Origin of the sequence: Deinococcus sp. NW-56 (assembly GCF_002953415.1) — a bacterium.
GTDB lineage: Bacteria > Deinococcota > Deinococci > Deinococcales > Deinococcaceae > Deinococcus.
This window is the reverse complement of the sequence record NZ_CP026516.1, coordinates 274,648-297,971: the sequence shown is the minus strand read 5'-3', so window position 1 is coordinate 297,971 and position 23,324 is coordinate 274,648. Positions and strand designations below refer to the sequence as shown.

Here is a 23,324-nt window from a genome sequence, read left to right as displayed (position 1 = left end):
CCTTATAGTCCCGGCTTACTTCTCGCGGATGCTCCAGCCCTGCGCCCGCACCGCGTCCATCAGGCGGTCCATCACGGGGTCCACCTCGGCGTCGGTGAGGGTCCGCTCGCCCCGGAAGACGAGGCGCACGGCCACGCTGCGGTTGCCCTCGCCCACCTGCTCGCCCTCGTACACGTCGAAGGGCTGCACGCTCTCCAGCAACTCGCCCGCCTCTCCGCGCAGCAGGGCCGCCACCTCGCCGTAGCTCACCTCGCGCGGGGCGATCACGGCGAGGTCGCGCCACGCGGCGGGGGCGCGGCTGGGATCGCGGAAACCCCAGGCCCGGCCCGGCAGCGGCAGGGCCACCTCCAGCACGAAGGTGTCTCCCTTCAGCCCGAACTCCTGCGCGACTTCCGGATGTAGGGCGCCCAGCCAGCCCACGCTTTGGCCGTTCCACACGACTTCACCCGCGATACCGGGGTGCAGGGCGGACGGCACCGCCTCGCCGCGCACCTGCCGCACCTCCAGCGCTGCACCCTGTCCGGCGGCGAAGGCTTCCACCAGCCCCTTGAACGCCGCGAACGACCCCGCCACGCCGGGCTGGTGGGTCGCCGGGGCGAGCGGGCCGCGCATCAGCAGGCCCAGGCGCTCCGTCTCGCCCGACGCCGGGAAGACGCGCCCGATCTCGAACAGGAGCACGCGCTCGCCCTTGGGGTGCATCCCCGCCGCCCGCAGCAGGCTGGGGTAGAGGGCGGTCCGCATCCCGGTGCGGTCGGCGGTCAGGGGGTTACGCAGCCGCACGCCGGGGCGCTCGCTGCGGGCCTTCCCGGCCTCCTCGTCGCTGGTGAAGGTGTAGGTCACGACCTCCTGAAAGCCCAGCCCAGCGAGGGTACGACGCAACTCTGTCCGGCCCGCACTCTCGTCGCCCGCCCCGAGGTTGCTCTCGTGGACGCGCAGGGTGGGGAGCGTCTCGGGCAGCCCCGCGTAGCCGTGCAGCCGCGCCACCTCCTCCGCGAGGTCCTGCCACAGGGCCATGTCCACCCGCCACGAGGGAGGGGTAACGGTCAGACGGTCGCCGTCGCGCGTAACGCGGCAGCCCAGGCGGGTCAGGATGGCCTCCATCTCCCCGGTCGGGATGTCCATGCCCAGCAGGGCGCGAATCTGCTCGCCCGTCGCCTCAATGGGGGCCGGGAGTTCGGGTTCCCCCACCACGGTCGCGCCGGGGTGGACCTGACCGCCCCCGCACGCCGCGAGCAATCCCGCCACCCGGTCGGCGGCGCGGGGCGCGAGCAGGGGGTCTACCCCGCGCTCGTAGCGGTAGACGGCGTCGGTCTTGAGGCCCAGGCGGGTGCTCGTGCGGCGCAGCAGCACGGGGTCAAAGTGCGCGGACTCGATGACCACGTCCGCCGTGTCCGCCCGCACGTGCCCGTGGTCGCCGCCCATGATGCCCGCGATGCCCAGGACGCCCTGACCCGCTTTCGGCTGGCCCGCCGTGGCAAAGGCCTCCGCCACGCTGGGAATGCCCACCTCGCGCCCGTCGCGGATCAGGAGGTCTTCGGGGCCGACGGTGTGCTCGCCCCCCAGCAGGTCGCGCACGGTCTCGCCCTGCCGCAGCCCGAAGGAGACGATGATCTGGCCGCCCTGCACGTCGCGGCGGTCGTAGAGGGCGGTGGGCTGGCCGAGTTCCAGCATCACGTAGTTGCTGGTGTCCACGATCAGGTCGATGGAGCGCATCCCCGCGAGCGTCAGGCGGCGCTGCATCCACAGGGGCGCGGGGCCGTTCTGCACGCCGTTCACCGTCCGGGCCGCGAAGTGGTCGCAGCCGAACCGAATCTTGCCCGACGGGTCGCGCTCCAGCGTCACCCCACGCGGGGGGAGGACGACGCGAATCTCGCCCTCCCCGCTGGGGGCGGGTCCGGCCTCCGGCTCCACCAGCTCGGTCCCCAGGTACGCGGCGAGGTCGCGGGCGAGCCCCAGGGCACTCAATACGTCGGCGCGGTTGGGAGTGACCTCCACGTCGAGCACTTGGTCGGCGGCCCACAGTTCATGCAGGGGCGTGCCGGGGGCGGCCGTGCCAGCCGGGAACAGCAGCAGTCCGGCGCTGCTCTCCCCGACCCCAAGTTCCTTCGCGCTCGCGGCCATGCCCCACGACTCCACGCCCTGCATCGGGCGCACGCCGTACTCCACGTCGCCCAGGCGGGTGCCGGGGGTCACCAGGGCGACCATCGTTCCGGCGGGAAGACCCACCGCGTTGGGCGCCCCCGAAGCGATTTCCCGCGCCCCGTGCGGCCCCACGTCGAGCGCGAGTCGGGTCAGCGCGGTGCCCGGCAGAGGCTCAGCCTGCGTGACGGTGGCGAGCACGACCCCCTCGGCTGGGGCAGGCACCTCCTCCACCCCCTCCAGCGGCAGGCCCAGCGAGGCGAGGAGGGGTTCGAGGTCGGAGACGGGCGGGAGGGCGGGGACAAGTTCCTTGAGCCAGGAGTAGGGCAGTTTCATGGGGGACCTCGGGGGGAGGGGGAAGCTTGGGCGTAGGCACCCCCTCCCCGGCCCTCCCCCCTGAAGGGGGAGGGAGAAAAGATGTGAGGGCGTTAGCCTGCGGTGTGGCGCACAGGGGAGAAAGGACGAGTCCGTCTACCGAAGTGGCGCGGACGCTGAGGCGGCGCATGACGCCCGAAGAAGCGCTGCTGTGGCGGCACCTGCGCGGCAAGGCGCTGGGCGTCAGCTTTCGGCGGCAGGAACCGATGGGGCGCTATGTGGCCGATTTCGTGTGCTACGAGCGCCGCCTCGTCCTTGAACTGGACGGCAGCCAACACCTGAACAGCGAGACCGACCGGGAACGAGACGCAGACATGGCGGCACACGGTTTCGAAACGCTGCGCTTCTGGAATAACGAGGTCAGAACGAATCTGGCGGGCGTGCTGGAACGAATCCAGCAGGTCTTGGAAGCGAGGAAGAGTCTTTAACTCCTCCCCCTTGAGGGGGGAGGCTGGGAGGGGGTGAATCAGCCGGGCGCCCCCACTCACCTCTTCTCCCCCATCTCCCGCACCAGCCCCCGAACACCCTCCGGTACCAGATTCACCTCGTCCAGCCGCTCCAGCCCCACCCATTCGGGCGAATACCAGTTCTCGTCGCTGTGGCGCACGCCTTCGGGACCGTCCCCCAGGCGCATCTCGCCGGACAGGAGGCGGGTCAGGAAGTAGTGCTCGCGGTTGCCGAGGTTTTCTAACGTCAGGACTTCGCGCAGGGGTTCCACGACGAGGTTGACTTCCTCCAGCATCTCGCGGGCGCAGGCTTCGGCGGGCGTCTCGCCCCCCTCAATGCCGCCACCGGGAAGGGTGGCGTAGACGCGGCCTGCCTTGCGGCGGCGCATCAGGAGGACTTCGCCGTGGGGGTTGAAGAGGATGCCGACGGCTCTGGCTCTCACCCCAGCTCCCCCCGGAACTGCCCCAGCACGCGCGGGTCATTCGCGTAGAAGTAGCGGATATCGGGAATCCCGTACTTCAGCATGGCGATGCGCTCCGGCCCCAGCCCAAAGGCGAAACCGGTCTTGCCCTCGTACACGCGCTCCTTGCCCGCCGCCTCGCGCAGGTCGTCCACCGCCTTGAAGACGCTGGGGTGGACCATGCCGCAGCCGCCGAGCTCCAGCCACTTGCTCTCGCCGCGCGGGTTCTCCCACCACACGGCGAAGTCGGCGCCCGGCTCCACGAAGGGGTAATAGGAGGGCTGAAAGCGCACCTTCGCGCCCGGCCCGTACAGGCCCCGCGCCATCTCGGCAATCGTGCCCTTGAGGTCGGCCATCGAGATGCCGTCGCCCACGACGAGGCCCTCGAGCTGGTGAAACATCGCCTCGTGGGTGGCGTCGGTGGCCTCGTAGCGGTAGACCTTGCCGCGCACGACGATCCTCAGGGGCGGCTCGTGCTCGACCATGTAGCGCACCTGCATGGGCGAGGTGTGGGTGCGCAGCAACCGTCCGTCCTCCAGCCAGAAGGTGTCCTGAAGGTCGCGGGCGGGGTGGTACCACGGCACGTTGAGCGCCTCGAAGTTGTGATGCTCGTCTTCGACCTCCGGCCCCTCGATCACGGCATACCCCATCCGCTCGTAGATGGCCGTCAGGTCCTCGAAGACGCGGTTGATGGGGTGCAGCCCGCCCGCCGGGAGGGGAAGGCCGGGCAGGGTCACGTCGATGGCTTCGGAGGCGAGGCGGGCGTCCAGCGCCTCGCGCTTGAGCACGGCTTCCCGCTCCGTGAGAGACGCCTCGATGGACTGGCGCAGGGCGTTGATCTCGGCGCCGCGGGCCTTGCGCTCCTCCGGGGGCAGCTTGCCCAGGCTGCCGAGTTCCTTGGTGATCAGGCCGTTCTTGCCCACATAGCGGGTCTTGACCGCTTGCAGGGCGGGGAGGTCGGGGGCGTCTTGAATGGCTTGTAAGGCTTCTTCTCTCATGGGGTCTCCTGTGGGCAAGAAAAAACCCGCCGCCGTAAAAACGGGGCGGGACGGCGCACTCAGTCTGGCTTCAGACGAACGCGGCCCCGCGAGCGGTAAACGGCGAAGGTGTACCGGCGCGGGGCGTCATGGGGTCAGGGTAGCGGGCGGGGGGTGGGGGGTCAAGGCGGCGGCCCGCCTCCCGGCCCCATCACACCTCGCGCGGCATGGTGGGCGCCGTGACTTCCCGGCTTTCCCTGGCGGCCCTCCTCAGTCTCTCGCTCGGCCTCTTTGCCTGCGGCTCTGTACAGAACACTTCCGCCCCGGCCTCGGCCCTCACGCCACAAGCAGCGGCGGGCGAGCCCGTCCTCAACGAGCTGTACTACGACGCCCCCGGTACCGACGCGGGCACCTTCATCGAGCTGAAGGGTCCGGCAGGCAAGAGCCTGAGCGGCTACACGCTGACGGCTTTTGATAGGGCGGGCACCGCGTACCGCACCATCACGCTGTCGGGGACCATCCCGGCGAGCGGCTACTTCGTGGTCGCGCAGGACAGCACCGTGCCGAACCGCTCGGTCGTGAACGTGGGCGCGGACCTGAACAATGGCAGCGGCAGCCTGCGACTGCTGAAGTCGGGGACCGTAATTGACGCGGTGGCCTACGGCACGCCGACCTCGGGCCGGGGCGAGGGCAGCCCCGCACCCACGACCGGGGCGGGCAGCGCCCTGGCACGGGTGCCCGACGGCTCGGACACGAATGCCAACAGCGTGGATTTCCGGGTGCAGGTCTCTACCCCCGGCGCGGGGAACGGTGGAGGCAGCGGCGGCGGGACGACCGGCAAGAAGGTGCTGTTCGACCTGACGAAGGCGGAAGACGCCGGAAACGCCGACTGGCGCATCGACGGCGCCTACAGCGACTACGCGGCGGCGCTGCGGGGGCTGGGGTATGCGGTGAGCAGCGTGACGGGCACGGCGATCACCTCGACCACGCTCTCGGGGGCGTCCGTGCTGGTCATTCCCGAGCCGCAAGCGCCCTTCAGCGATGCGGAGCGGGCGGCCATCCAGACTTTCGTGCAGAACGGGGGCGGGGTCTTCCTGATCACCGATCACCGGGTCAGCGACCGCAACAACAACGGCTGGGACAGCCCCGAGGTCTTCAACGGCTGGGACGGCAGCACGCCGAGCAGCGTGAGCGCCGCGTACCAGGCCAGCCTGGACAGCGACGGCCTGTTCGGGCTGGGGGCCTCCTTCAACTCCAGCTTCAGCGACCCGGTGTACACCGCGACCCCGCTGACCACCCACCCCATCCTGAACGGCGTGGGCAGCGCAGGCGTGTACGTGGGCACCAGCGTGGACGTGCTGCGGGGCACCGCGCTGATGGGCACGGGCGGCAAGACCTACCTCGCGGTGAACACGGTGGGTGCGGGCCGGGTGGCGATGTGGGGCGACAGCAGCACCTTCGGAGACAACACCTACTCGGACGGCAGCACGGGCAGCTACAACAACTGGCCGAATCTCAGCAACGCGGCGCTGGGAAAGAACGTGGTGCGCTGGCTGGCGGGCGACCTGTAAGACCCCGACCCGTGTCTGCCCTGCACAGACACCGCCCGCGTTCCTCAGGGGAGGGGGTGTTACCGTACCCGCATGACCACCGCCGAAACCGCCGCCCCCACGCCGGGGGCCGCCGCCGACGTGGCCGCGCACGACCCGGCCCTCTTCGACCTGATCAACCAGGAGGCCGAGCGCCAGCGGCACGGGCTGGAACTCATCGCCTCCGAGAACTTCACCTCGGCGGCGGTGCGGGCCGCCCAGGGCAGCGTCCTGACGAACAAGTACGCCGAAGGCTATCCCGGCAAGCGCTGGTACGGCGGCTGCGAGGTCGTGGACCAGGTCGAACTGCTCGCCATCGAGCGGGTGAAGGAGTTGTTCGGCGCGGCGTGGGCCAACGTGCAGCCGCACTCGGGCAGCAGCGCCAACCTCGCGGTGTACAACGCGCTGATTCAGCCTGGCGACGTGGTGCTGGGGATGGACCTCTCGCACGGGGGGCACCTCACGCACGGCAACCCGGTGAACTTCTCGGGGCTGCGCTACCAGATCGTCGGCTACAAGGTGAACCCCGAGACCGAGCGCATCGACATGGAGGAAGTGCGCCGCCTCGCCCACGAGCACCGGCCCAAGATGATCATCGCGGGGGCCAGCGCCTACAGCCGCACCATCGACTTCGCGGCCTTCCGTGCGGTGGCCGACGAGGTGGGGGCGATCCTGTTCGCGGACATCGCGCACATCGCCGGGCTGGTCGCGGCGGGGCTGCACCCCAATCCGCTGCCACACGCGCATGTGGTGGCCTCCACGACCCACAAGACGCTGCGGGGACCGCGTGGCGGGATCATCCTGTCGAACGACCCGGAACTGGGCGCCAAGATCGACCGGGCCGTCTTTCCCGGCTACCAGGGTGGCCCGCTGGAGCACGTGATCGCGGCCAAGGCGGTCGCGTTCGGCGAGGCGCTGCAGCCCGAGTTCCGCGAATACGCCGCGCAGGTCATCAAGAACGCGCAGGCGCTGGCGCAGGCCTTCGTGGACAGGGGCTACCGGGTCGTGTCGGGCGGCACCGACAACCACCTCTTCCTGCTGGACCTGCGGCCCCAGGGGCTGAACGGCACCAAGGCGACTAAGCGGCTCGACGCCAACCACATCACCATCTCCAAGTCCACCCTGCCCTACGACACCGAAAAGATCCTGCATGGCGGCGGCATCCGCATCGGCACGCCTGCGGTGACCACGCGCGGCATGACCGAAGCCGACATGCCCAGGGTCGCTGACCTGATCGACCGGGCGCTGAAGGGCGAGGACGTGAAGGCGGAGGTTCACGGCTGGATGGGGGGCTTCCCGCTGCCCTGAGCGGACAGCCGTCAGGGGCCATGCCTTGACGTTCGCACGGCTGGGCTGGACGGTTCTGCTGCCGCTCTCGTGGCTGCTGTTGCACGGTGTGACAGTAGCCTGGGAGCGCCGGGTCTTTGTGGGTGGGTACGACGGCCCGGAGGTGGTGTTCACCCAGTACGGGTTTCCGCTGGCCCACCAGATGGACTATCCCTACAGCAGCGCGGCGTGGCACTGGTTCCTGGGGCCGCTGCTGCTGGACTGGGCTGTCTATTTCCTGGTCCTGGCCGCCCTGGCGCGGTGGCAGTGGCCCCGGCTGCGAACCCTGCCGTTGCGGCCGCTGGCGGTCGGGCTGTGGGTGCTGTTCGTGCCAGAACTGGGATTCACCGTGCTGGACTTCCTGCTCTCGCACGTCTCGTGGACCTCGCCCTACACGGTGCTGGAGGAGCTGAACGTCAGGCTGGTCGTGGGCTGGGGCCGGGAGTGATCCTTTATTCGGGCCGCAGCGTGAGCAGCGTGACTTCCGGCGGGCAGAGGTTCCGCAGCGGCAGCCCGCTGACCCCCAGGCCCCGGCTGACGTAGCCCGGCGTGCCGTGGGCACCCTGCACCCAGCCCATCGCATACCGCTGACCGTAACGGCTGGGGACGACCGGAGCGCCCACCACCGGCAGCCGAATCTGGCCGCCGTGGGTGTGGCCCGACAGGACCAGGCCGACGCGCTGGGGCAGGTCGGGCAGCAGGTCGGGGTTGTGGCTGAGGAGCACGCTGGCCTGCCCCTCCCCCGCTCCGGCCAGGGCCGCCGCCACGTCCGGCTCGCCGCGCCACAGGTCGTCCACGCCGCCGATCCAGAGGTCATCGCGCACGGCCCGTCCTTCGTTTCGCAGGACCGTGATGCCTGCCGCCGCAAACGCCGCCGCCACCTGCTCGCGGCGATCGGCCCAGCCTGGGATGCCCTGTCCCAGCACCCCCCGGTCGTAGGCCCCGAAGGAGCCGTAGTCGTGGTTGCCCCACACCGCGTGGGCGCCCAGCGGCGCCCGCAGCCGCGCGAGTTCGGCCAGCAACGGGGCGGGGTCGACGTCCGAGCGCACGTCCAAGAAGTCCCCTCCCAGCAGCACGAGGTCGGGCCGGGCCGCGTTCGCCGTGTCCACCCAGGCGCGAATCTGCCGCTCGAAGATGTAGAGGCCGTAGTGCAGGTCGGTCAGAAAGGCCACCCGCAGCGGCGAGGCCAACCCCGGCAACGCGCCTTCCTCTCGCACAGTGCCGAAGTCGTAGGCCTGCGCCACGCCCACGCCCCCCAGGGTCCCCAGCGCCAGCGTGCCCCCCAACAGCCCGCGCAGGAAGCGGCGGCGGCCGGGGTCGGGGGGCGAGTCAGGGGCCTTCATGGGCTTCAGGCTACCGGCGGGGGGTGAGAGGGGCACCCGTCAAAAGATGGAGAGGACACCAGGACCGCTTTGCCTGCAACGCGCCGTCTGCGGGGCCAAGCAGCCAGAGACGGCCGAGCAGCAAGGCGGCGAATGAAGTCTTGGGGAGTGTTTTTCCCGACGGCGGAATCCCTGAGAACTGCTCTACACTCGCCCCATGACTGGACCCTGGGCCGACCTGCTGGTGGTGGACGTGCTCGACGAGGACGCGGGCCTCGCCGAGGTGGAAGACAGCCGGGGCCGCACCTACGCCCTTCCCGCCGAGTGGCTGCCCCGCGTGGCCGACGGCGCGGCGTACCGGGTGGGCGGGGAGGCCGGGCACCTCACCTTTACCCCTGACCCCACCGGAGCACGTGAGTTGCGCGAACGCTCCAAGCAGACCCTCCTCGACTTCGCGGATGAGCCGGGAGCCGACGAGCCGGGGGACCGCTGAGATGACCCGCCCCGTCGTCATCCTGCCCGACCTGCACGGGCGGCTGGACCTGCTGGAGGGGGCGCTGGAGTACGCGGAGCGCAAGTGGGGGCCACAGGTCCATTTCCTGAGCCTGGGGGACGCGATTGACCGGGGGCCGGAGAGCCTGGGGTGCGCCGAAGCTCTGCTGGACCTCGCGCGGGCGGGGCGGGCCACCCTCCTGATGGGCAACCACGAGCGCATGGCGCAGGAGGGCTTGCAGTGGTACCGCGCCTACTTGACCTCGCAGGACCCCGCCGACTACCGCCGGGCGCTGGAGGGCTTTCGCTGGTGGATGGGCAACGGCGGCGAGAGCGTGCGCCGCGAGGTGGGGGCGCTGACGCTGGAGACCTTTCCGACCGGGCTGGCCGAGTACCTCGACGCCCTGACGCGGGTGGTGTACGTGACCGGGGACGGGGAGGTCCACCGCGCGGTCCCCACCGAACCCAGCGTGCTCGTCGCCCACGCCAGCCCGCCCGTCCCCCACCGCCAGTACCCCAGCCCCGAGTCGGCGGCGCTGTGGCTGCGGCCCTTCGAGGGGCCGTTTCCGCTGCCGCCGGGAGTCACCTACAGCGTCCACGGGCACACCCCGGTGCGGGCGCCCACCCGGCTGGCGCGGCACGTCTACCTCGACCTGGGCGCCTACGAGACGGGCCGGGTCGCGCTGCTGACCGTGCGGGGGCCGGAGGACGTGGCGGCCCCGCCCCCCGTCACCGTGCTGGAAGGCCGGGGCGACCCCGCCGCCGCCCGCCGCTATCCCACCTTCGGGGAGGCGCTCCCCGTGAGGCTCGCCGCCCGGACTGGAGGTCACCCATGAACCGACGCCTGCGTTTGCCCGCCCCCTGGGGGACCCGGTGAGCCGCCGCAGCGAGGCCGCCGGACGGCTGCGCCCGCTGTGGGACGCCCTGACGGCCGGGGACCCCGAGGCCGTCCACCGCGCCCGCAAGCTCACCCGCCGCGCCCAGGCCGAACTGCGCGTGGCCGACGCCGGGGGGAAGACCGAGCGGGCCTGGCGCGACCTGCGCCGCGCCGCCGCTCCACTGCGCGACCACGACGTGGCCGGGGACCATCTGCGTCAGGCGCTGACCGAACTGGACGTGCCGGGCGACACCCTCGCCTACTTCGACCGCACCTGGGCCGAACGCCGCGCCGCGCGGCTGGCGGCGACCGAGTGGCCGGACCCACCTCCTGCCTTCAAGCTGAAACGCGGCTGGAAAGACCGCGCCCGCCGCCTGATCCGCAAGGACGGCAAGCGGCTGCTGGCCGCCGGGGAAGCGGTGCTCGCCACCCACGACGCCGAGCAGTGGCACGACTGGCGCAAACGCCTCAAGCGCTACCGCTACACCCTCGCGCTGCTGGGCGAGGTGCCCCCGGTCCTGACCGACACCCTCGAAGCCCTGGGCCGCTTTCAGGACGCCGAGGTCGTGCTGGAGTTGCTGCACGGCGACCCTGACCTGCTTCGCTACGAACGTGCCCGGTTGATCGCGCGGGAGGAAGTGGCCCGTAACAAAGCCCAGGAGCGGGTGCGCGAGCTGTTTCCGGAGCTGGCCCGTTTGCTCAGCGTGGGGGACGCGGGGGAGGACTGAACCGGGCCTCGGCCTGGGCCAGGGCCTCCGGTGTGTCCACGTCGAGAAGTTGATCGGCGGGCACGTCCACATACACCGCGTGTGCCCCGTGTGCCCGTAGCACCGCGCGGGGGCCGTGGTCGGCGTCGGGGAGGGCGAGGACCCCCGGCCAGAGGTCGGCGCCCAGGAGGTGGGGTGGGGCGTGGACGGCCTCCGAACCCTCCCCATAGCGGGTGAGCACGAGGGGCGCTCCGGTCGCCCGAAACGCCGAGACGAGCGCCCGGTGCGTGTCTGCCGTCACCAGCGGCATATCCGCCAACGCGAAGGCTGCCGCCCCCACCCCCGGCGGGAGCGCCCCCAGCGCCACCCGGAAGGAGGACGACAGCCCCCGCTCCGGCTGTGGATTGACCACGACCGCGAAGGGCCACTCCGCCAGCGCCGCCCGCACCCCCTCCCCCACCCCGCCTGGGGGCACCACCGCGAGCAAGCCGTCATAGCCTCCCGCCGCGAGCGCTGCCGCCGCGTGCGCGATCAAGGGACGCCCACCCAGGGGCACCAGCGGTTTGGGCCGCCCCATCCGGCTCCCCCGTCCGGCGGCGAGGAGAACGCCCCAGACGGGCGGCGCGGAGGGAGTGGGGGGCATGGGGGGAGTGTAGTCGGTGGGGAGTGGGAGCGCTGGGGTGTGGCAGGAGGGCAAGCTGCGCTGGCCACCCCCCTCCCCTTGCTGCGCAAGGCCCTCCCCCACAAGGGGGGAGGAGTGGACACCGCTCTGCTCTGGCAAAAGCCGTCTTTTCCCTGTGTCCGCCGTCCTCAACGTCCCCACCTCGCGGGCTCAAGTTCCAGGCAGACGAGCCGTTCGGCGCGTCAGCGCCGAGGCCGCCAGTTAGGCAAAGGATGGCGTGGAGGGGGACACGGGGACGGGGCAAGCAAGGCCGGAACATGGGGGGACGACCTTTGCCCAGCGCAGCGCTGCTCCCCTGCCCCCTCTGGGGGGAGGGGCTGGGGGTGGGGGAAAACCGAATCAAGGCACCTGGCCCCTACACCCCTCCTACCACCTCCTGAACCACCCGCCACATCTCCGGCTCCTCCTCCGCCAGCCCCGCCCACGTTCCACCGAACTGCACCTGCAACCCCCCCTCCCGCACGGTCCCCAGCGTGAAGCGCTCCTGCGGCCCCTCCAGCGTCCACATCCGGTACGCGAACAGGGCGTCGTCCCCCCGCCGCGCCACGCGCACCAGCCTGACCCCGGCCACCGGCCCCACGTCCTCTACCGCCGCCGCCCGCGCCTGCCCCTCGGCCGGGCGCAGGTCCGCCGCCAGCGGCACGTCCCGTCCGGTCAGCCCCCACAGCGCGAACACCAGTCCGCCAACCAGCCACCCCGCCTTTCGCATGACCCCATTCTGCCTGCCCTGGGGCACAATGGGGGAACCCAAAATCCGCTCCTTTCCCCGAGGTGACCCCATGAAACTGAGCTACAGCGGCCAGGAACACGTGCAAGCGCCCCCGGCGGCGGTCTGGGCCTTCGTGCAGGACCCCGAACGGGTGGCCCGCTGCCTGCCCGACGTGCAGGAAGTCGTGGTGCACGACCAGACCCACATGGACGCGACTGTGCAGGTGGGCGTGGGCATGGTGCGCGGCAAGTTCAAGTTCAAGATCGAGGTCTTGCCTGATGAGGCCGCCAACCGCGTCAACGTGAAGGTGCAGGGCGGCGGCCTGGGCAGCGTGGTGGACCTGACGGCGGGGGCCGACATCCGCGACAACGGGGACGGCACGACCACGCTGGACTGGACCGGCGACGCGACCATGCGCGGCCCGGTGGCAACCGTGGGGGGTCGGGTGCTGGACGCACAGGCGCAGAAGCTGATCGAGAAGACCTTCCAGAACATGAGCGCCCAGGTCGGCGCGAGCGCCGGAACCCTGGCGTGACCGCGCCCCGCGAGCTGCCCGACCTCCGCGCCGCCTTCCGCGAGCGGGGGTACGTGGCGGGCGACGCGCTGGCGACGGCCCTGCGGCTGGTGGTGGCGCTGGGCAAACCGCTGCTGCTGGAAGGGCCAGCGGGCGTCGGCAAGACGGAGGCGGCCAAGACCCTCGCAGCGGCGCTGGGCACCCGCCTGATCCGGCTCCAGTGTTACGAGGGCCTGGACGCGCAATCGGCCCTCTACGAGTGGAACTATGCCCGCCAACTGCTGCACCTGCGGGCGGCGGAGGCAGGGGGGCGGCCCGTGACGGACGCCGACCTCTACGGCCCCGAGTTCCTGATGCAGCGGCCGTTGCTCGAAGCGATTCGGCAGCCCATCCCCCCGGTCCTCCTGATCGACGAGGTGGACCGGGCAGACGACGCCTTTGAAGCCTTCCTACTCGAACTCCTCGCCGAGTGGCAGGTCACGGTGCCGGAACTGGGCACCCTGGCGGCGACCGCCCGCCCCCACGTCCTGCTGACGAGCAACCGCGCCCGCGAGCTCAGCGACGCGCTGCGGCGGCGGTGCCTGTACTTGTGGGTGGACTATCCCAGCCGCACCGAGGAGCTGGAGATCGTGCGGGCGCGGCTGCCGGGCATCGACGAGGCGCTGGCGGGACAGGTAACAAAGGCCGTCCATGCCCTGCGCGAGCTGCCGCTGGGCAAGCCCCCCGGCGTGGCCGAGACGCTGGACTGGGCGGCGGCGCTCGTGGCCTTGCACCGCGACTGGCTTGATGCGGAGGCGCTGGAGCTGACCCTGGGCGCCGTGTTGAAACTGCGCGAGGACCAACTCCTGGCCCGCCCGGTGCTGGAGAAGCTCGCTCGGCCGTGACCGCCGACCTCCCCTCGCGCGTGGCGGCCCTGTGTGCCCACCTACGCTCGGCCCACGGCTTCCGGCTGGGACCGGGTGAGACGGCGGCGGCGCTTGCGGCGTTGGAGGTCGTCCATCTAGGGCGTCGGCGCGAGGTGCGCGACGCCCTGCGGGCCGTGCTGACCGCCAGCCGGGAGGAGGGGCGCGTGTTCGACGCGGCCTTCGACACCTTCTTCCGGAGGGGCGAGGCCCCCGAACCGCCGCACCTCCCGCCCCTGCTGCCCCAGACGGAGGCCCCGCTGCCGCCTCCACCCCCGGCTCCGGCGAGCCAGCCGGGAGATGAGGGGCCGCCCAAGCCCACTAAGGCGGGCCGAGCTGCCACCGCCGAAGACGACGCCGCGCCCACCCCCACCCGTCCCGACCCGGAACGCGAGGCAAAGGGCGAGCCGGACACTCCCGCCCCGCTGCTGCACGCCCGCCGCAGTCCGAACGCGGGCGCGGGGGGAGGCGTCACAACCCCGGAGGACGATCTCGCAGGGATGCTGCGGGCAGCGGGTGCGCTGGTGCGGGCGGTGGAACTCGGACGCGGGCGAAGGCGGGTGCCCCGGCCCCAGGGAACGCGGCTTGACGCCCGGCATACCCTGCGCTCGGCAGCGCGGACGGCGGGCGATCCGGCCCGGCTACGCTGGCTGGGGCGGCCCCGGCGTGCCCCCCGCTTCCTGCTGGTGCTCGACGGCAGCCGCAGCATGGGCGAACACGCCGCGCGGCTGCTGCGTTTTGCCCATGCGCTGCACCTGCGCTCGCGGCGGGTGGAGGTCTACGCCTTTTCCACCGACCTCACGCGCCTGACCCCCCACCTACGCCGGGCGGTGCCGGGAACCACCCTGACCCTCCCCGACCTTGGCGGGGCGTGGGGCGGCGGCACCCGCATCGGGGAAAATCTGCTACGGCTGGCGCGGGAGGAACGGGGGCGGGTGACCCGCGACACGGTGGTGCTGATTCTCAGCGACGGGCTGGATACGGGCGAGCCGGACACGCTGACCCGTGCCCTGCGCGACCTGCGTGCCCGAGCGGGCCTGCTGGTGTGGCTCTCGCCGCTGGCCTCTGTCCCCGGTTACCAGCCCGTGCAGCGGGCGGTGGCGGCGGCCCTTCCACTGCTGGACGCCTTTCTCCCCGCCGCCAGTCTGCGTGACCTCCACGCGCTGCCGGGCCGGTTGCGACAGCAGAAACGGCCAGCCGCGAGGGGCTGACCGCTGAGGGCTGGAAGCTGGCCGCTACCGGTACTTCAGCGCCTCCATCAATTCTTCGACCATCTCCAGCGTGTCGCCGCGCTCGTGGGCGGTGGCGACGTGGGCTTCGAGGTGGCCGCGCAGGACGACCTCGCCCGCGCCGGAAAGCGCTCCCTGCACCGCCTTGATCTGCCGCAGCACGTCCACGCAGTACGCGTCCGGCTCGTCCAGCATCCGCACGATGGAGTCCAGATGCCCCCGCGCGATGCTCAGGCGGCGGGCCGCGCGGCGCCGGGCGTCTTCAGGCATGCAGAGCTTGTTCTCGGGGTGGCAGTGGGCGGCGGTGCCCAGCCCTTCCCCCTCGCCCTGCGGCGCCGGAACCACGGCCTCAGCCCGCGACGCTGGCGTTGTAACCCTCTTCCTTCACGGCAGCGATCAAAGCCCCCTGCTCGGCCTCGCCCTGTACGGTCGCCTTGCCCGTGGGCAGGTCCACCTGCACGCCTTGCACACCGGGGACGCCCTTCAGCGCCGTCTCGACGGCCTTGACGCAGTGCCCGCAGCTCATTCCGGAAATGGTCAGTTCAGTGGTCATGGGACCAGGATAAACCCAGGGGGGGAGGGTGTCAAGGATTTGCCGCTCGTTGTCTGCCCGAAAAGCACACCGTCTCAGGCTTGGTAGCTGTCGAGCAGAATCTAACCGCTTGTCATCCCCCCCCGGAGGGTATAGGCTTAACCCATGAACACCAAGACCCTCGACCTCGACATCGGCGGGATGACCTGCGCCGCGTGCGTGGGGCGAGTCGAACGCGGCCTGAAGAAGGTGGACGGCGTGGAGGAGGCGGTCGTGAACCTCGCCACCGAGCGGGCCACCGTGACGTTCGACCCTGCCCGGACGAACCCAGCGGCGCTGATCCAGAAGGTGCAGGACACCGGCTACGAGGCCCGCACCGCCGAACTCTCCTTCCCGGTGGAGGGGATGACCTGCGCGGCCTGCGTGGGCCGGGTGGAGCGGGCGCTGGGCAGGGCGGAGGGTGTGCTGAACGCCTCGGTCAACCTCGCCACCGAGCGGGCCACCGTGACCTACCTGCCCGCCGCGACGACCCCCGCCGCCCTGCGGGACGCGGTGCGCGGGGCGGGGTACGACGTGCCCGACGAGGCGTCCCAGGCCCAGTCGCGGCTGGACGCCGACCGCGAGCGCAAGGCCGCCGAGATCACGGCGCTGCGGCGGGACGTGACCTTCGCGGCGGCCTTCAGCATCCCGCTCTTTCTGATCGCAATGGTGCCCATGCTGTACGCGCCGCTGCACCACTGGTTGCTGGGAGCGGTGGGCGAGCGGACGCTGAACTGGATCATGCTCGCACTCGCCGCCCCCGTGCAGTTCGGCCCCGGCCTGCGCTTCTACCGCACGGGCTGGGCCTCGCTGCGGCACCGCTCGCCCGACATGAACACGCTGGTCATGCTGGGCACGACCGCCGCCTTCGGATACTCGCTCCTCGTGACGCTGGCCCCTGGCCTCTTCCCCCCCGGCAGCGCCCACGTCTACTACGAGGCCTCGGCGGTGGTGATCACCCTGATTCTGCTGGGCAAACTGTTCGAGGCCATCGCCAAGGGCAGAAGCAGCGAGGCAATGCGGACCTTGCTCGCGTTGCAGCCCAACACGGCGCGGGTGCAGCGGGGCGGCGAGGTGCTGGAAGTCGCGGCCGACGACGTGCGGGTGGGCGACCTCGTGCTGGTGCGCTCGGGCGAGCGGCTGCCGGTGGACGGCGAGGTCGTGGACGGCCGCTCCTACGTGGACGAGTCCATGCTGACCGGCGAACCCGTGCCCGTCGAGAAAATGCCCGGCGCAAAGGTCACGGGCGGCACCGTGAACGGCAACGGGGCCTTGACCTTCCGGGCGACCGGGGTGGGCGCCGACACCGCCCTCTCGCGCATCATCCGGCTGGTGGAGGGGGCGCAGGCAAGCCGCCCGCCCATCCAGGGCCTCGCGGATAAGGTGGTCGCCATTTTCGTCCCGGTCGTGCTGGTGATCGCCGCCCTGACCTTCCTGGCCTGGATGCTGATCGGGGGGGAAGGAGCGCTGGCGAACGCGCTGGTGCATACGGTCGCCGTGCTGATCATCGCCTGCCCCTGCGCGATGGGCCTTGCCACCCCCGTCTCCATCATGGTGGGCAGCGGCAAGGCCGCGCAGATGGGCGTGCTGTTCCGCACCGGGGCCGCGCTGGAGGGCCTGGGCCGCGCCGGGGTGGTCGCGGTGGACAAGACGGGGACGGTGACGCGGGGAGCGCCGGAGGTCACGGAGGTGGTGAGTGGTCAGTGGTCAGTGGTCAGTGGAAACGACCTGCTCGCCCTCACCGCCGCCGCCGAGACGTCCTCCGAGCATCCGCTGGCGCGGGCGATTGAACGGGCGGCGCGGGACCGGGGCCTGAGCGTCCCCACCGCCAGCGACTTCGAGGCGGTCCCCGGCTACGGCCTGCGGGCCACCGTGGAGGGCCGCCGGGTGGAGGTCGGCGCGGCGCGGTATATGGCGCGGCTGGGCCTCTCGCTGGGCAACCTGGAAGCGCAGGCGCAAACGCTGGCCGCGCGGGGCCGTACCCCCGTCTTCGTCGCGGTGGACGGCACCCTCGCCGGGCTGATCGGCGTGGCCGACCCGGTGCGCGAGGGCAGCGCCGAGGCCATCCGCACCATGCAGGCGCAGGGAGCCGAGGTCGCCATGATCACCGGGGACACCCGCGCCACCGCGGGGGCCGTCGCCCGCGAGGTCGGCGTGACCCGCGTGCTGGCGGAAGTACTGCCCGAGGGCAAGGCGGACGCGGTGGCGGAACTGCAAACCGGAGGCCGCGCTGTCGCCTTCGTCGGCGACGGCATCAACGATGCCCCCGCCCTCGCGCGGGCCGATGTGGGCGTCGCCATCGGCACCGGGACGGACGTGGCGGTCGAGACGGCCGACGTGATCCTGATGTCGGGCGACCTGCGCGGGGTGCCCAACGCGGTCGCGCTGTCGCGGGCCACGCTGCGGAATATCCGGGTGAACCTCTTCTGGGCCTTTGCGTACAACGTGCTGCTGATTCCGGTGGCGGCGGGCGTGCTGTCCGCTTGGGGCGTGACCCTCTCGCCCGTGCTGGCTGCCGCCGCGATGGGCCTGAGCAGCGTCTTCGTGCTCACCAACGCGCTGAGGCTGAGGGGCTTCCGGCCTCCGCTGTCCCCCACGCCGCCCCAGGGCACACCCGACCTGAAACCCGTCACGGCCTGACCCACTCCTCCGCCCCACGTTCGGCTAGCCTGCTCCTCATGGCGAAGCTGAACGTGGGGCCTTACGTGGCCAGTCTCAAGACCTCCCCGGCGCAGGTGCGCGACCGGGCCGCCTTTCTGGACCGCGCCCGGCTGCGCGACGAGGTGCCGCAGGTGGCGGGGATGCCGCTGGTCGGCCTGGGGGGAAGCTGCGGCAAGCCCGCCTTCCTGCTGCCCTACCTGATTCGCTGGGACGAGGCGAACACGCAGGCGCTGGAGGACGTGGCCGCCGAGTTCGGCTGCTTCGTGGAGTACGGCGCCTACCCGCACCTCAAGCTGGAGGACGGCGGGCAGGAGATCGCGGCGGTGCAGGACTGGGACAACATGGCGATGGTCTTCGTGCGCCCCGGCTACGAGCGCGGCGAGGAGGTGCTGACCCGGCTGGCCGAGGCCCTGCGCCCGGCCTGAAGGCTTCTCCCACGTCCTGCTCAGACGGGCGGGTACGGTAGGGGCAGGAGGGCTTCACCATGACCCAGTCCCTGAACGTGCAACAGATGCAGGAATGCCTCGACGCGTGCCTCGCCTGCCTGCGGGCCTGCGAGATGTGCGCCGAGGCGTGCCTGGACGAGGCGGACGTGACGATGATGGCCGAGTGCATCCGCCGTGACCGCGACTGCGCCGACGCCTGCGCCCTGACGGCCCGGCTGCTGATGCGGGCGAGCGACCTGCACCCCGACGCCTGCCGGATGTGCGCCGAAGCCTGCGCCCGCTGCGCCGAGGAATGCGAGCGCCACGCCGGGCACCACGAGCACTGCCGGGTGTGCGCCGAAGCCTGCCGCCGCTGCGAGACGCTGTGCCGTCAGATGGCGGCGTGACAGACCAGAAAGAAGCGCCCCAGTCCATGCGACGGGGGCGCTTGCTTCTGGTGGGGCTCAGAACCAGCCGCGCCGCTTGGTCGCCTTACCGCCGAGCTTGCGCTCCGCCTGGCCGAGGATGAAGTCGAGGGCGCGGTCACGCTTGCGGAGCTTGGTGTACTTGCCCCGGCTCGCCATTCGCTGACGCCGCATCGCCGAGACGACCTGCAGAATCAGGGGCGCGTAGACCATGAGCTTGCCGAGTTTGCTGGAGGAGCGGCGTGCTTTCATGCCTCCTATTACGGCATGGGGGGCACAAAAGTTGCTGAGGGGCCGCTCAGGGGCATTCACCCTCCGGCCCGTCCAGACCGGGGGGACCGCTCCGCGCCCCAGCGCCCTAGACTGGGGCATGACCACAATCCAGGACCCGGTGATGAGCCTGCGGGATCAACTCGTCGCGTGGCGGCGGCACCTGCACATGAATCCCGAAGTCGGCTTTCACGAGCACGACACCGCCAACTACATCGAGGCCGAGTTGCGCCAGATGCCCGGCCTGACCGTGACCCGTCCCACTGCGACGAGCGTGCTGGCGGTGCTGAAAGGCGGCCAGCCGGGGCGCACGCTGCTGCTCCGGGCCGATATCGACGCGCTGCCCATCGAGGAGGAGAACACCTTCGAGTTCCGTTCGCAGCGCCCCGGCGCGATGCACGCCTGCGGACACGACGGCCACACGGCGATCCTGCTGGGCGTGGCGCGGCTGCTCTCCGAGCATCCGGGGGAGGTGCCCGGCGAGGTCCGCATGATCTTCCAGCACGCCGAGGAGATTGGGCCGGGCGGGGCCGAGGAACTCGTTATGGAGACGGACCTGATGAACGGCGTGGACGTGGTGACGGGCCTGCACCTCAACTCCCAGCTTCCGGCGGGGCTGGTCGTGGTCAAGCCGGGGGCCTTTATGGCCGCGCCTGACACCGTCCACATCACGGTCAAGGGCAAGGGTGGGCACGGGGCGCACCCCGAGCAGACGGTGGACCCCATCGCGGTGGGGGCACAGGTCGTGACCAACCTCCAGCATGTGGTGAGCCGCCATGTGGCCGCGCTCGACGCGCTCGTCGTGTCGGTCACCTACTTCCAGAGCGGCACCACCCACAACGTCATCCCCGACACCGCGACCCTGATGGGCACGGTGCGGACCTTCGACCCCGAACTGCGGCAGCGGGCGCCGCAACTCATCGAGCGCGTCGTCAAGGGCATCACGGCGGCCCACGGCGCGGATTACGACTTCAAGTACGAGTTCGGCTACCGCCCGCTGATCAACACCGACTGGGTGGCCGCGCAGCTCAAGGAGATCGCGCTGGAGACGGTCGGCCCCGAGCACTACCAGGACGCCCAGCCCACGATGGGCGGCGAGGATTTCAGCGCCTACCTGGAAAAGGCGCCCGGCGCGTATTTCAACGTCGGCTCGGGCAGCGACGAGGCCGACAGCCGCTGGCCGCACCACCACCCCCGCTTCACGATTGACGAGGACAGCCTGGTGACGGGAGCGCGGATGCTGTACGCCGCCGCCCTGCGGCTGACCGGAGAGCCGGGAGCCGAGAGCCGGAACTGAGCTTCTGCGACGAACGCGGCGGCCCCTTTGCCGGAGGCCGCCGCTGTCTTGTTCAGTCCTCGCCCGCCGCAGGCCGCTGCGGGAGGCGGGGGGGTGGGGGCGCCTCGTGGCGGGGGGCGTGCAGGGGCGCGGTCCAGGGCGGCCCGAACCGCCCGGCCCGTTGCAAGGCCACGAAGCGGTCCGTGAGCGCCGGATCGAACTGGGTGCCGCGCCCAGCTTCCAGGATGGCGAGGGCCTCCTCCGGGGGCAGGGCCGCGCGGTAGGGGCGGTCGCTGGTCAACGCGTCGTACACGTCGCACAGGGCGAAGATGCGGGCGAGCAGCGGCACGCCTTCACCGCACAGACCATCCGGGTAACCCGTGCCGTCCCAGCGCTCGTGGTGCGAGCGGACCACCCCGTGCGCCTCGGGGTGCAGAAAGGGGATGCGGGCCGCGAGTTCGGCCCCGCGCGGGGCGTGGGTCTCGATCAGCAGGCGTTCTTCGGGAGTCAGGCGGCCGGGCTTGAGCAGCACCGCGTCGGGCACGCCCAGCTTGCCGATGTCGTGCAGGGCCGCGCCCTGCCGCAGCCCCAGCAGGCGCTCCGGAGACAGTCCCAGCGCGGCCCCAAAGGTCAGGGCGAGGTGGGTGACCCGCTCGGTGTGGCCCTGGGTCTCGAAGTCGCGCAACTCGACCGCTACCCCCAGGGTTTCCAGGGCCGCGTCCAGGGTGGCCCGCAGGTCCCCGAGGTGCGCGTCGCGCTCCAGCATCCGGGCGGCCAGGCTGCCCAGCAGCAGGGCGAGGTGTTCGTCGGCCTCCCCGAAGGGTCGCTCGGACTCGCGGGTCAGGACCAGGGCACCCAGCGGCTCGTCGTGGCTGCTCAGCAGCGGGACCGACATCATCGCGCCCCGGCCGAGTTGCTCGCGGCGGTAGACCCGCGAATCCTGCTGCACGTCAGGCACCCGCAGCACCCGGCGGCCCGCGAGCGCGGCCCAGGCCAGGCCCTCTCCACGGGCCAGCACGACCGGCCCCAGCGGCGGCTCGTGTCGTTCGGCGCCCGTCGAGCGCAGGGTGTCGGTGGGGGCGTCGTGGCGCAGCAGCAGGGCGTGCTTGGCCCGCAGGAGGTCCTGCGCCGCGCAGGTCAGGTGGTCTTCCAGCGAGGTGCCCCCGGGAGCTGCCCCCAGCGAGGAATGCAGCTCGACCAGCCGGGTCAGCTCGTTCCAGCGCTCCTGCAGGTGCAGCAGCGCGGCGATCTGCTGGACGAAGAGGCCCGCGTCCTCGGCCGCCTGCGGCCCGAACTCTCCCTGCGGCGCGAGCGCGTCGAGGTTCAGGTGCGCGACGACCTCGCCCTCCAGCACCACCGGGAGGCACAGGCTGGCCTGCACCTCCTGACGGCGGCCCACCTCGCTGAGCAGCCGGGCTGCGGGCGAGGCGAGTTCGGCGTCCGACCCGGCGTAGGCCTGCGCGAGCGCCTCGCCGCTGACCACGCGGGCTTCCCCGGCCCGCCACGCGGCGAGGGAGCCGCCGTACCAGCGCTGCTGCGACTCCTCGCTCAGGGTCAGGCCCACCAGGGCGGCGTCATAGCCGTGCACGGCGACCACCCGGAAGTCCCGGCCCTCGCGGATGTCCAGGGTGCCGCAGCCTGCTCCGTCCACGGCAGTCACGGCGAGGCTCAGCATCCGGCCCCAGTCGTCGTCGCTGAGGGTGCGGCGCCCCGCGAGCAGCGCCACCGTGGTCCGCAGGCCCTGCCACACCGAGTGGCGCGGCTGGAGCCGCAGCGGGGCCTCGGGGGACTCGGCGCCCGCCTGGGCCGACCGGGGCGGGTGCGGGGTCCAGACCACCAGCCGGTCGCGGCCGTTCGTCTTGGCGAGGTAGAGCGCCTCGTCGGCGCGGCGCAGCAGCTCGCCCTCGGCCTCGGCGGGACGCCGGGTCGCCAGCCCCGCCGAGAGGGTCAGCACCCCCCAGGGCAGGTTCCCCTGCCGCAGTTCCCCACGCAGGGCCGCCACCCAGGCCAGCAGCCGCCCCTGGTCCGGGGCCTCCGCCAGCAGGGCGAACTCCTCGCCGCCCACCCGGTAGGCCCGCACTCCGCCCGGCCCCGGATCCCGCAGCCGTCCCCCCACCTGCCTCAGCACCCGGTCCCCGCCGCTGTGGCCGTGACGGTCGTTGACCGCCTTGAAATGGTCGAGGTCCAGCAGGGCGAGGTGCCCCCCGGTGCCCAGCGCCGCGAGGTCGCGGTCGAACTGTCGGCGGTTGGGGAGTCCGGTCAAGGGGTCGGTGTGGGCCTGGGTCCGCAGGGTGTGCGCCAGCCGCAGCAGCCGCAGCCGCGACTGCAGGATGAACAGGGCCGCCGTCAGGCCCGCCGCGCTCAGCAGCAGCCGCAGTGGGTAGGCGCTCCAGAACAGCTCGCGGCCCTCGGGCGAGAGCAGCAGACCCCAGCCCACCCCCAAAAAGGGCAGCGGGGTCAGCCACAGGTCCCGCGCCCGCAGGTCCCCCAGCAGCCTGCCCGCCCAGGGACGCAGCAGGGTCCCCAGCCCCAGCACGCTCAGGAAATGCAGCCAGACCGCCGGCGCCACCCCGGCGTCCCCGTCGAACAACAGCCGCCACACCAGCATGGGCGCGGCAACCAGCGCCCCCAGCCCCGGCCCGTAGCTCAGGGTAACGAGCACCACCGGCACGTACCGCAGGTCGATCCGGAAGATCCCCACTTCCATGCTGGACACGGCCAGCAGCCAGGTCGCCGCTGCTGCCAGACCCAGCCGCAGCACGTGTTCGGTGCCCCGGCGCCGCACCGGCCAGTCCCGGTAGGTCAGGCTGACCGCAAAAGCGCAGGCGATCAGCAGGCAGAAGTTGAGGAGCAGGGACGTCATGACAGGGAGGCACCGGGCATTCGGGCGGAGGTTCAGGCAAGGGCCGGGCGGCGAAAGCTGGCCTTCCACTGCCCCGCCGGGCCATT

General features: G+C 71.8%; 24 protein-coding genes. 14 read left to right on the top strand and 10 right to left on the bottom strand.

All coding sequences use genetic code 11. From position 1 onward, the window contains the following. Nucleotides 1-15: 15 nt before the first annotated feature. Entirely contained in the window at nucleotides 16-2,475 is a 2,460-nt protein-coding gene (locus tag C3K08_RS01580) for a phenylalanine--tRNA ligase subunit beta (RefSeq protein WP_104989745.1), read from the bottom strand. A gap of 167 nt (nucleotides 2,476-2,642) precedes the next feature. Here C3K08_RS01580 and C3K08_RS01575 point away from each other — a divergent pair, with 167 nt between their 5' ends. Next, nucleotides 2,643-2,942: an endonuclease domain-containing protein gene (locus tag C3K08_RS01575; RefSeq protein WP_104989744.1), complete on the top strand. Its 300-nt coding sequence runs from the start codon at nucleotides 2,643-2,645 to the stop codon at nucleotides 2,940-2,942. A gap of 56 nt (nucleotides 2,943-2,998) precedes the next feature. Here C3K08_RS01575 and C3K08_RS01570 read toward each other — a convergent pair whose 3' ends face one another. Both C3K08_RS01570 and pheS read right to left on the bottom strand, forming a co-directional pair. Continuing rightward, on the bottom strand, nucleotides 2,999-3,403 hold the full coding sequence (locus tag C3K08_RS01570; protein ID WP_104989743.1) for an NUDIX domain-containing protein: 405 nt from the start codon (nucleotides 3,401-3,403) through the stop codon (nucleotides 2,999-3,001). After that, nucleotides 3,400-4,419: a phenylalanine--tRNA ligase subunit alpha gene (gene pheS, locus C3K08_RS01565; protein ID WP_104989742.1), complete on the bottom strand. Its 1,020-nt coding sequence runs from the start codon at nucleotides 4,417-4,419 to the stop codon at nucleotides 3,400-3,402. Before pheS ends, C3K08_RS01570 begins: the two co-directional genes overlap by 4 nt. 218 nt (nucleotides 4,420-4,637) lie before the next feature. On the opposite strand from pheS, the gene C3K08_RS01560 reads away from it, so the two are divergent. The 3 genes from C3K08_RS01560 to C3K08_RS01550 all read left to right on the top strand — a co-directional run bounded on the left by C3K08_RS01560 (nucleotide 4,638) and on the right by C3K08_RS01550 (nucleotide 7,761). Then, the gene (locus C3K08_RS01560) at nucleotides 4,638-5,969 is read left to right on the top strand and encodes a lamin tail domain-containing protein (protein WP_234009116.1); all 1,332 of its coding nucleotides are present in this window, start codon (nucleotides 4,638-4,640) and stop codon (nucleotides 5,967-5,969) included. A gap of 72 nt (nucleotides 5,970-6,041) precedes the next feature. Beyond that, nucleotides 6,042-7,295 (top strand): serine hydroxymethyltransferase, encoded by a 1,254-nt coding sequence (gene glyA / locus C3K08_RS01555; RefSeq protein WP_234009115.1) that lies wholly within the window; start codon nucleotides 6,042-6,044, stop codon nucleotides 7,293-7,295. A 25-nt stretch (nucleotides 7,296-7,320) separates the two neighbouring features. Further along, complete coding sequence (locus C3K08_RS01550) at nucleotides 7,321-7,761, top strand: hypothetical protein (protein WP_104989740.1); 441 nt, start codon at nucleotides 7,321-7,323, stop codon at nucleotides 7,759-7,761. A gap of 4 nt (nucleotides 7,762-7,765) precedes the next feature. On the opposite strand, the gene C3K08_RS01545 is transcribed toward C3K08_RS01550, so the two are convergent. After that, complete coding sequence (locus C3K08_RS01545; RefSeq protein ID WP_104989739.1) at nucleotides 7,766-8,656, bottom strand: metallophosphoesterase; 891 nt, start codon at nucleotides 8,654-8,656, stop codon at nucleotides 7,766-7,768. 196 nt (nucleotides 8,657-8,852) lie between these two features. Here C3K08_RS01545 and C3K08_RS01540 point away from each other — a divergent pair, with 196 nt between their 5' ends. Genes C3K08_RS01540 through C3K08_RS01530 form a run of 3 tightly spaced genes read left to right on the top strand, consistent with a single transcriptional unit; the run spans nucleotide 8,853 to nucleotide 10,732 of the window. After that, nucleotides 8,853-9,128 carry a hypothetical protein gene (locus C3K08_RS01540; RefSeq protein ID WP_104989738.1) on the top strand — a complete coding sequence of 92 codons (276 nt, stop codon included), beginning with the start codon at nucleotides 8,853-8,855 and terminating at the stop codon, nucleotides 9,126-9,128. A 1-nt stretch (nucleotide 9,129) separates the two neighbouring features. Beyond that, nucleotides 9,130-9,963 carry a metallophosphoesterase gene (locus C3K08_RS01535; protein ID WP_104991854.1) on the top strand — a complete coding sequence of 278 codons (834 nt, stop codon included), beginning with the start codon at nucleotides 9,130-9,132 and terminating at the stop codon, nucleotides 9,961-9,963. Nucleotides 9,964-10,000: 37 nt separating this feature from the next. After that, nucleotides 10,001-10,732, top strand: coding sequence for a CHAD domain-containing protein (locus tag C3K08_RS01530; RefSeq protein WP_104989737.1), 732 nt, complete (start codon nucleotides 10,001-10,003; stop codon nucleotides 10,730-10,732). Here the strand turns inward: C3K08_RS01530 and C3K08_RS01525 are convergent. Beyond that, nucleotides 10,704-11,354, bottom strand: coding sequence for an NTP transferase domain-containing protein (locus tag C3K08_RS01525; protein WP_104989736.1), 651 nt, complete (start codon nucleotides 11,352-11,354; stop codon nucleotides 10,704-10,706). The two genes, C3K08_RS01530 and C3K08_RS01525, sit on opposite strands and share 29 nt — an antisense overlap. Nucleotides 11,355-11,748: 394 nt before the next feature. Next, nucleotides 11,749-12,102, bottom strand: a complete 354-nt coding sequence (locus tag C3K08_RS01520) for a hypothetical protein (protein ID WP_104989735.1) — start codon at nucleotides 12,100-12,102, stop codon at nucleotides 11,749-11,751. Between the two features lie 70 nt (nucleotides 12,103-12,172). Here C3K08_RS01520 and C3K08_RS01515 point away from each other — a divergent pair, with 70 nt between their 5' ends. Genes C3K08_RS01515 through C3K08_RS01505 form a run of 3 tightly spaced genes read left to right on the top strand, consistent with a single transcriptional unit; the run spans nucleotide 12,173 to nucleotide 14,729 of the window. Then, the gene (locus C3K08_RS01515; RefSeq protein ID WP_104989734.1) at nucleotides 12,173-12,637 is read left to right on the top strand and encodes a carbon monoxide dehydrogenase subunit G; all 465 of its coding nucleotides are present in this window, start codon (nucleotides 12,173-12,175) and stop codon (nucleotides 12,635-12,637) included. Continuing rightward, nucleotides 12,634-13,500 (top strand): MoxR family ATPase, encoded by an 867-nt coding sequence (locus C3K08_RS01510; RefSeq protein WP_104989733.1) that lies wholly within the window; start codon nucleotides 12,634-12,636, stop codon nucleotides 13,498-13,500. Before C3K08_RS01515 ends, C3K08_RS01510 begins: the two co-directional genes overlap by 4 nt. After that, nucleotides 13,497-14,729 (top strand): VWA domain-containing protein, encoded by a 1,233-nt coding sequence (locus C3K08_RS01505; protein WP_104989732.1) that lies wholly within the window; start codon nucleotides 13,497-13,499, stop codon nucleotides 14,727-14,729. The genes C3K08_RS01510 and C3K08_RS01505 overlap by 4 nt, the downstream gene beginning before the upstream one ends. A 24-nt stretch (nucleotides 14,730-14,753) precedes the next feature. Here the strand turns inward: C3K08_RS01505 and C3K08_RS01500 are convergent, their stop codons facing one another. Together C3K08_RS01500 and C3K08_RS01495 are read right to left on the bottom strand one after the other, a co-directional pair. Beyond that, entirely contained in the window at nucleotides 14,754-15,017 is a 264-nt protein-coding gene (locus C3K08_RS01500) for a metal-sensitive transcriptional regulator (RefSeq protein ID WP_104991853.1), read from the bottom strand. 79 nt (nucleotides 15,018-15,096) lie between these two features. Next, nucleotides 15,097-15,300: a heavy-metal-associated domain-containing protein gene (locus C3K08_RS01495; RefSeq protein WP_104989731.1), complete on the bottom strand. Its 204-nt coding sequence runs from the start codon at nucleotides 15,298-15,300 to the stop codon at nucleotides 15,097-15,099. 144 nt (nucleotides 15,301-15,444) lie between these two features. On the opposite strand from C3K08_RS01495, the gene C3K08_RS01490 reads away from it, so the two are divergent. From C3K08_RS01490 to C3K08_RS01480, 3 genes are read left to right on the top strand one after another with little or no spacing between them, the layout of a single operon-like run. Further along, nucleotides 15,445-17,958 (top strand): heavy metal translocating P-type ATPase, encoded by a 2,514-nt coding sequence (locus C3K08_RS01490; protein WP_104989730.1) that lies wholly within the window; start codon nucleotides 15,445-15,447, stop codon nucleotides 17,956-17,958. Nucleotides 17,959-17,996: 38 nt separating this feature from the next. After that, a complete protein-coding gene (locus tag C3K08_RS01485) occupies nucleotides 17,997-18,404 on the top strand; it encodes a hypothetical protein (protein WP_104989729.1) in 408 nt (135 codons plus the stop codon). 59 nt (nucleotides 18,405-18,463) lie between these two features. Next, a complete protein-coding gene (locus C3K08_RS01480) occupies nucleotides 18,464-18,811 on the top strand; it encodes a four-helix bundle copper-binding protein (protein ID WP_104989728.1) in 348 nt (115 codons plus the stop codon). Between the two features lie 57 nt (nucleotides 18,812-18,868). On the opposite strand, the gene C3K08_RS01475 is transcribed toward C3K08_RS01480, so the two are convergent. Next, nucleotides 18,869-19,081 (bottom strand): hypothetical protein, encoded by a 213-nt coding sequence (locus C3K08_RS01475; protein WP_104989727.1) that lies wholly within the window; start codon nucleotides 19,079-19,081, stop codon nucleotides 18,869-18,871. 118 nt (nucleotides 19,082-19,199) lie between these two features. Here C3K08_RS01475 and C3K08_RS01470 point away from each other — a divergent pair, with 118 nt between their 5' ends. Then, a complete protein-coding gene (locus C3K08_RS01470; protein WP_104989726.1) occupies nucleotides 19,200-20,396 on the top strand; it encodes an amidohydrolase in 1,197 nt (398 codons plus the stop codon). A gap of 52 nt (nucleotides 20,397-20,448) precedes the next feature. On the opposite strand, the gene C3K08_RS01465 is transcribed toward C3K08_RS01470, so the two are convergent. Continuing rightward, nucleotides 20,449-23,238: an HD domain-containing phosphohydrolase gene (locus tag C3K08_RS01465; protein WP_104989725.1), complete on the bottom strand. Its 2,790-nt coding sequence runs from the start codon at nucleotides 23,236-23,238 to the stop codon at nucleotides 20,449-20,451. Nucleotides 23,239-23,324 lie beyond the last annotated feature (86 nt).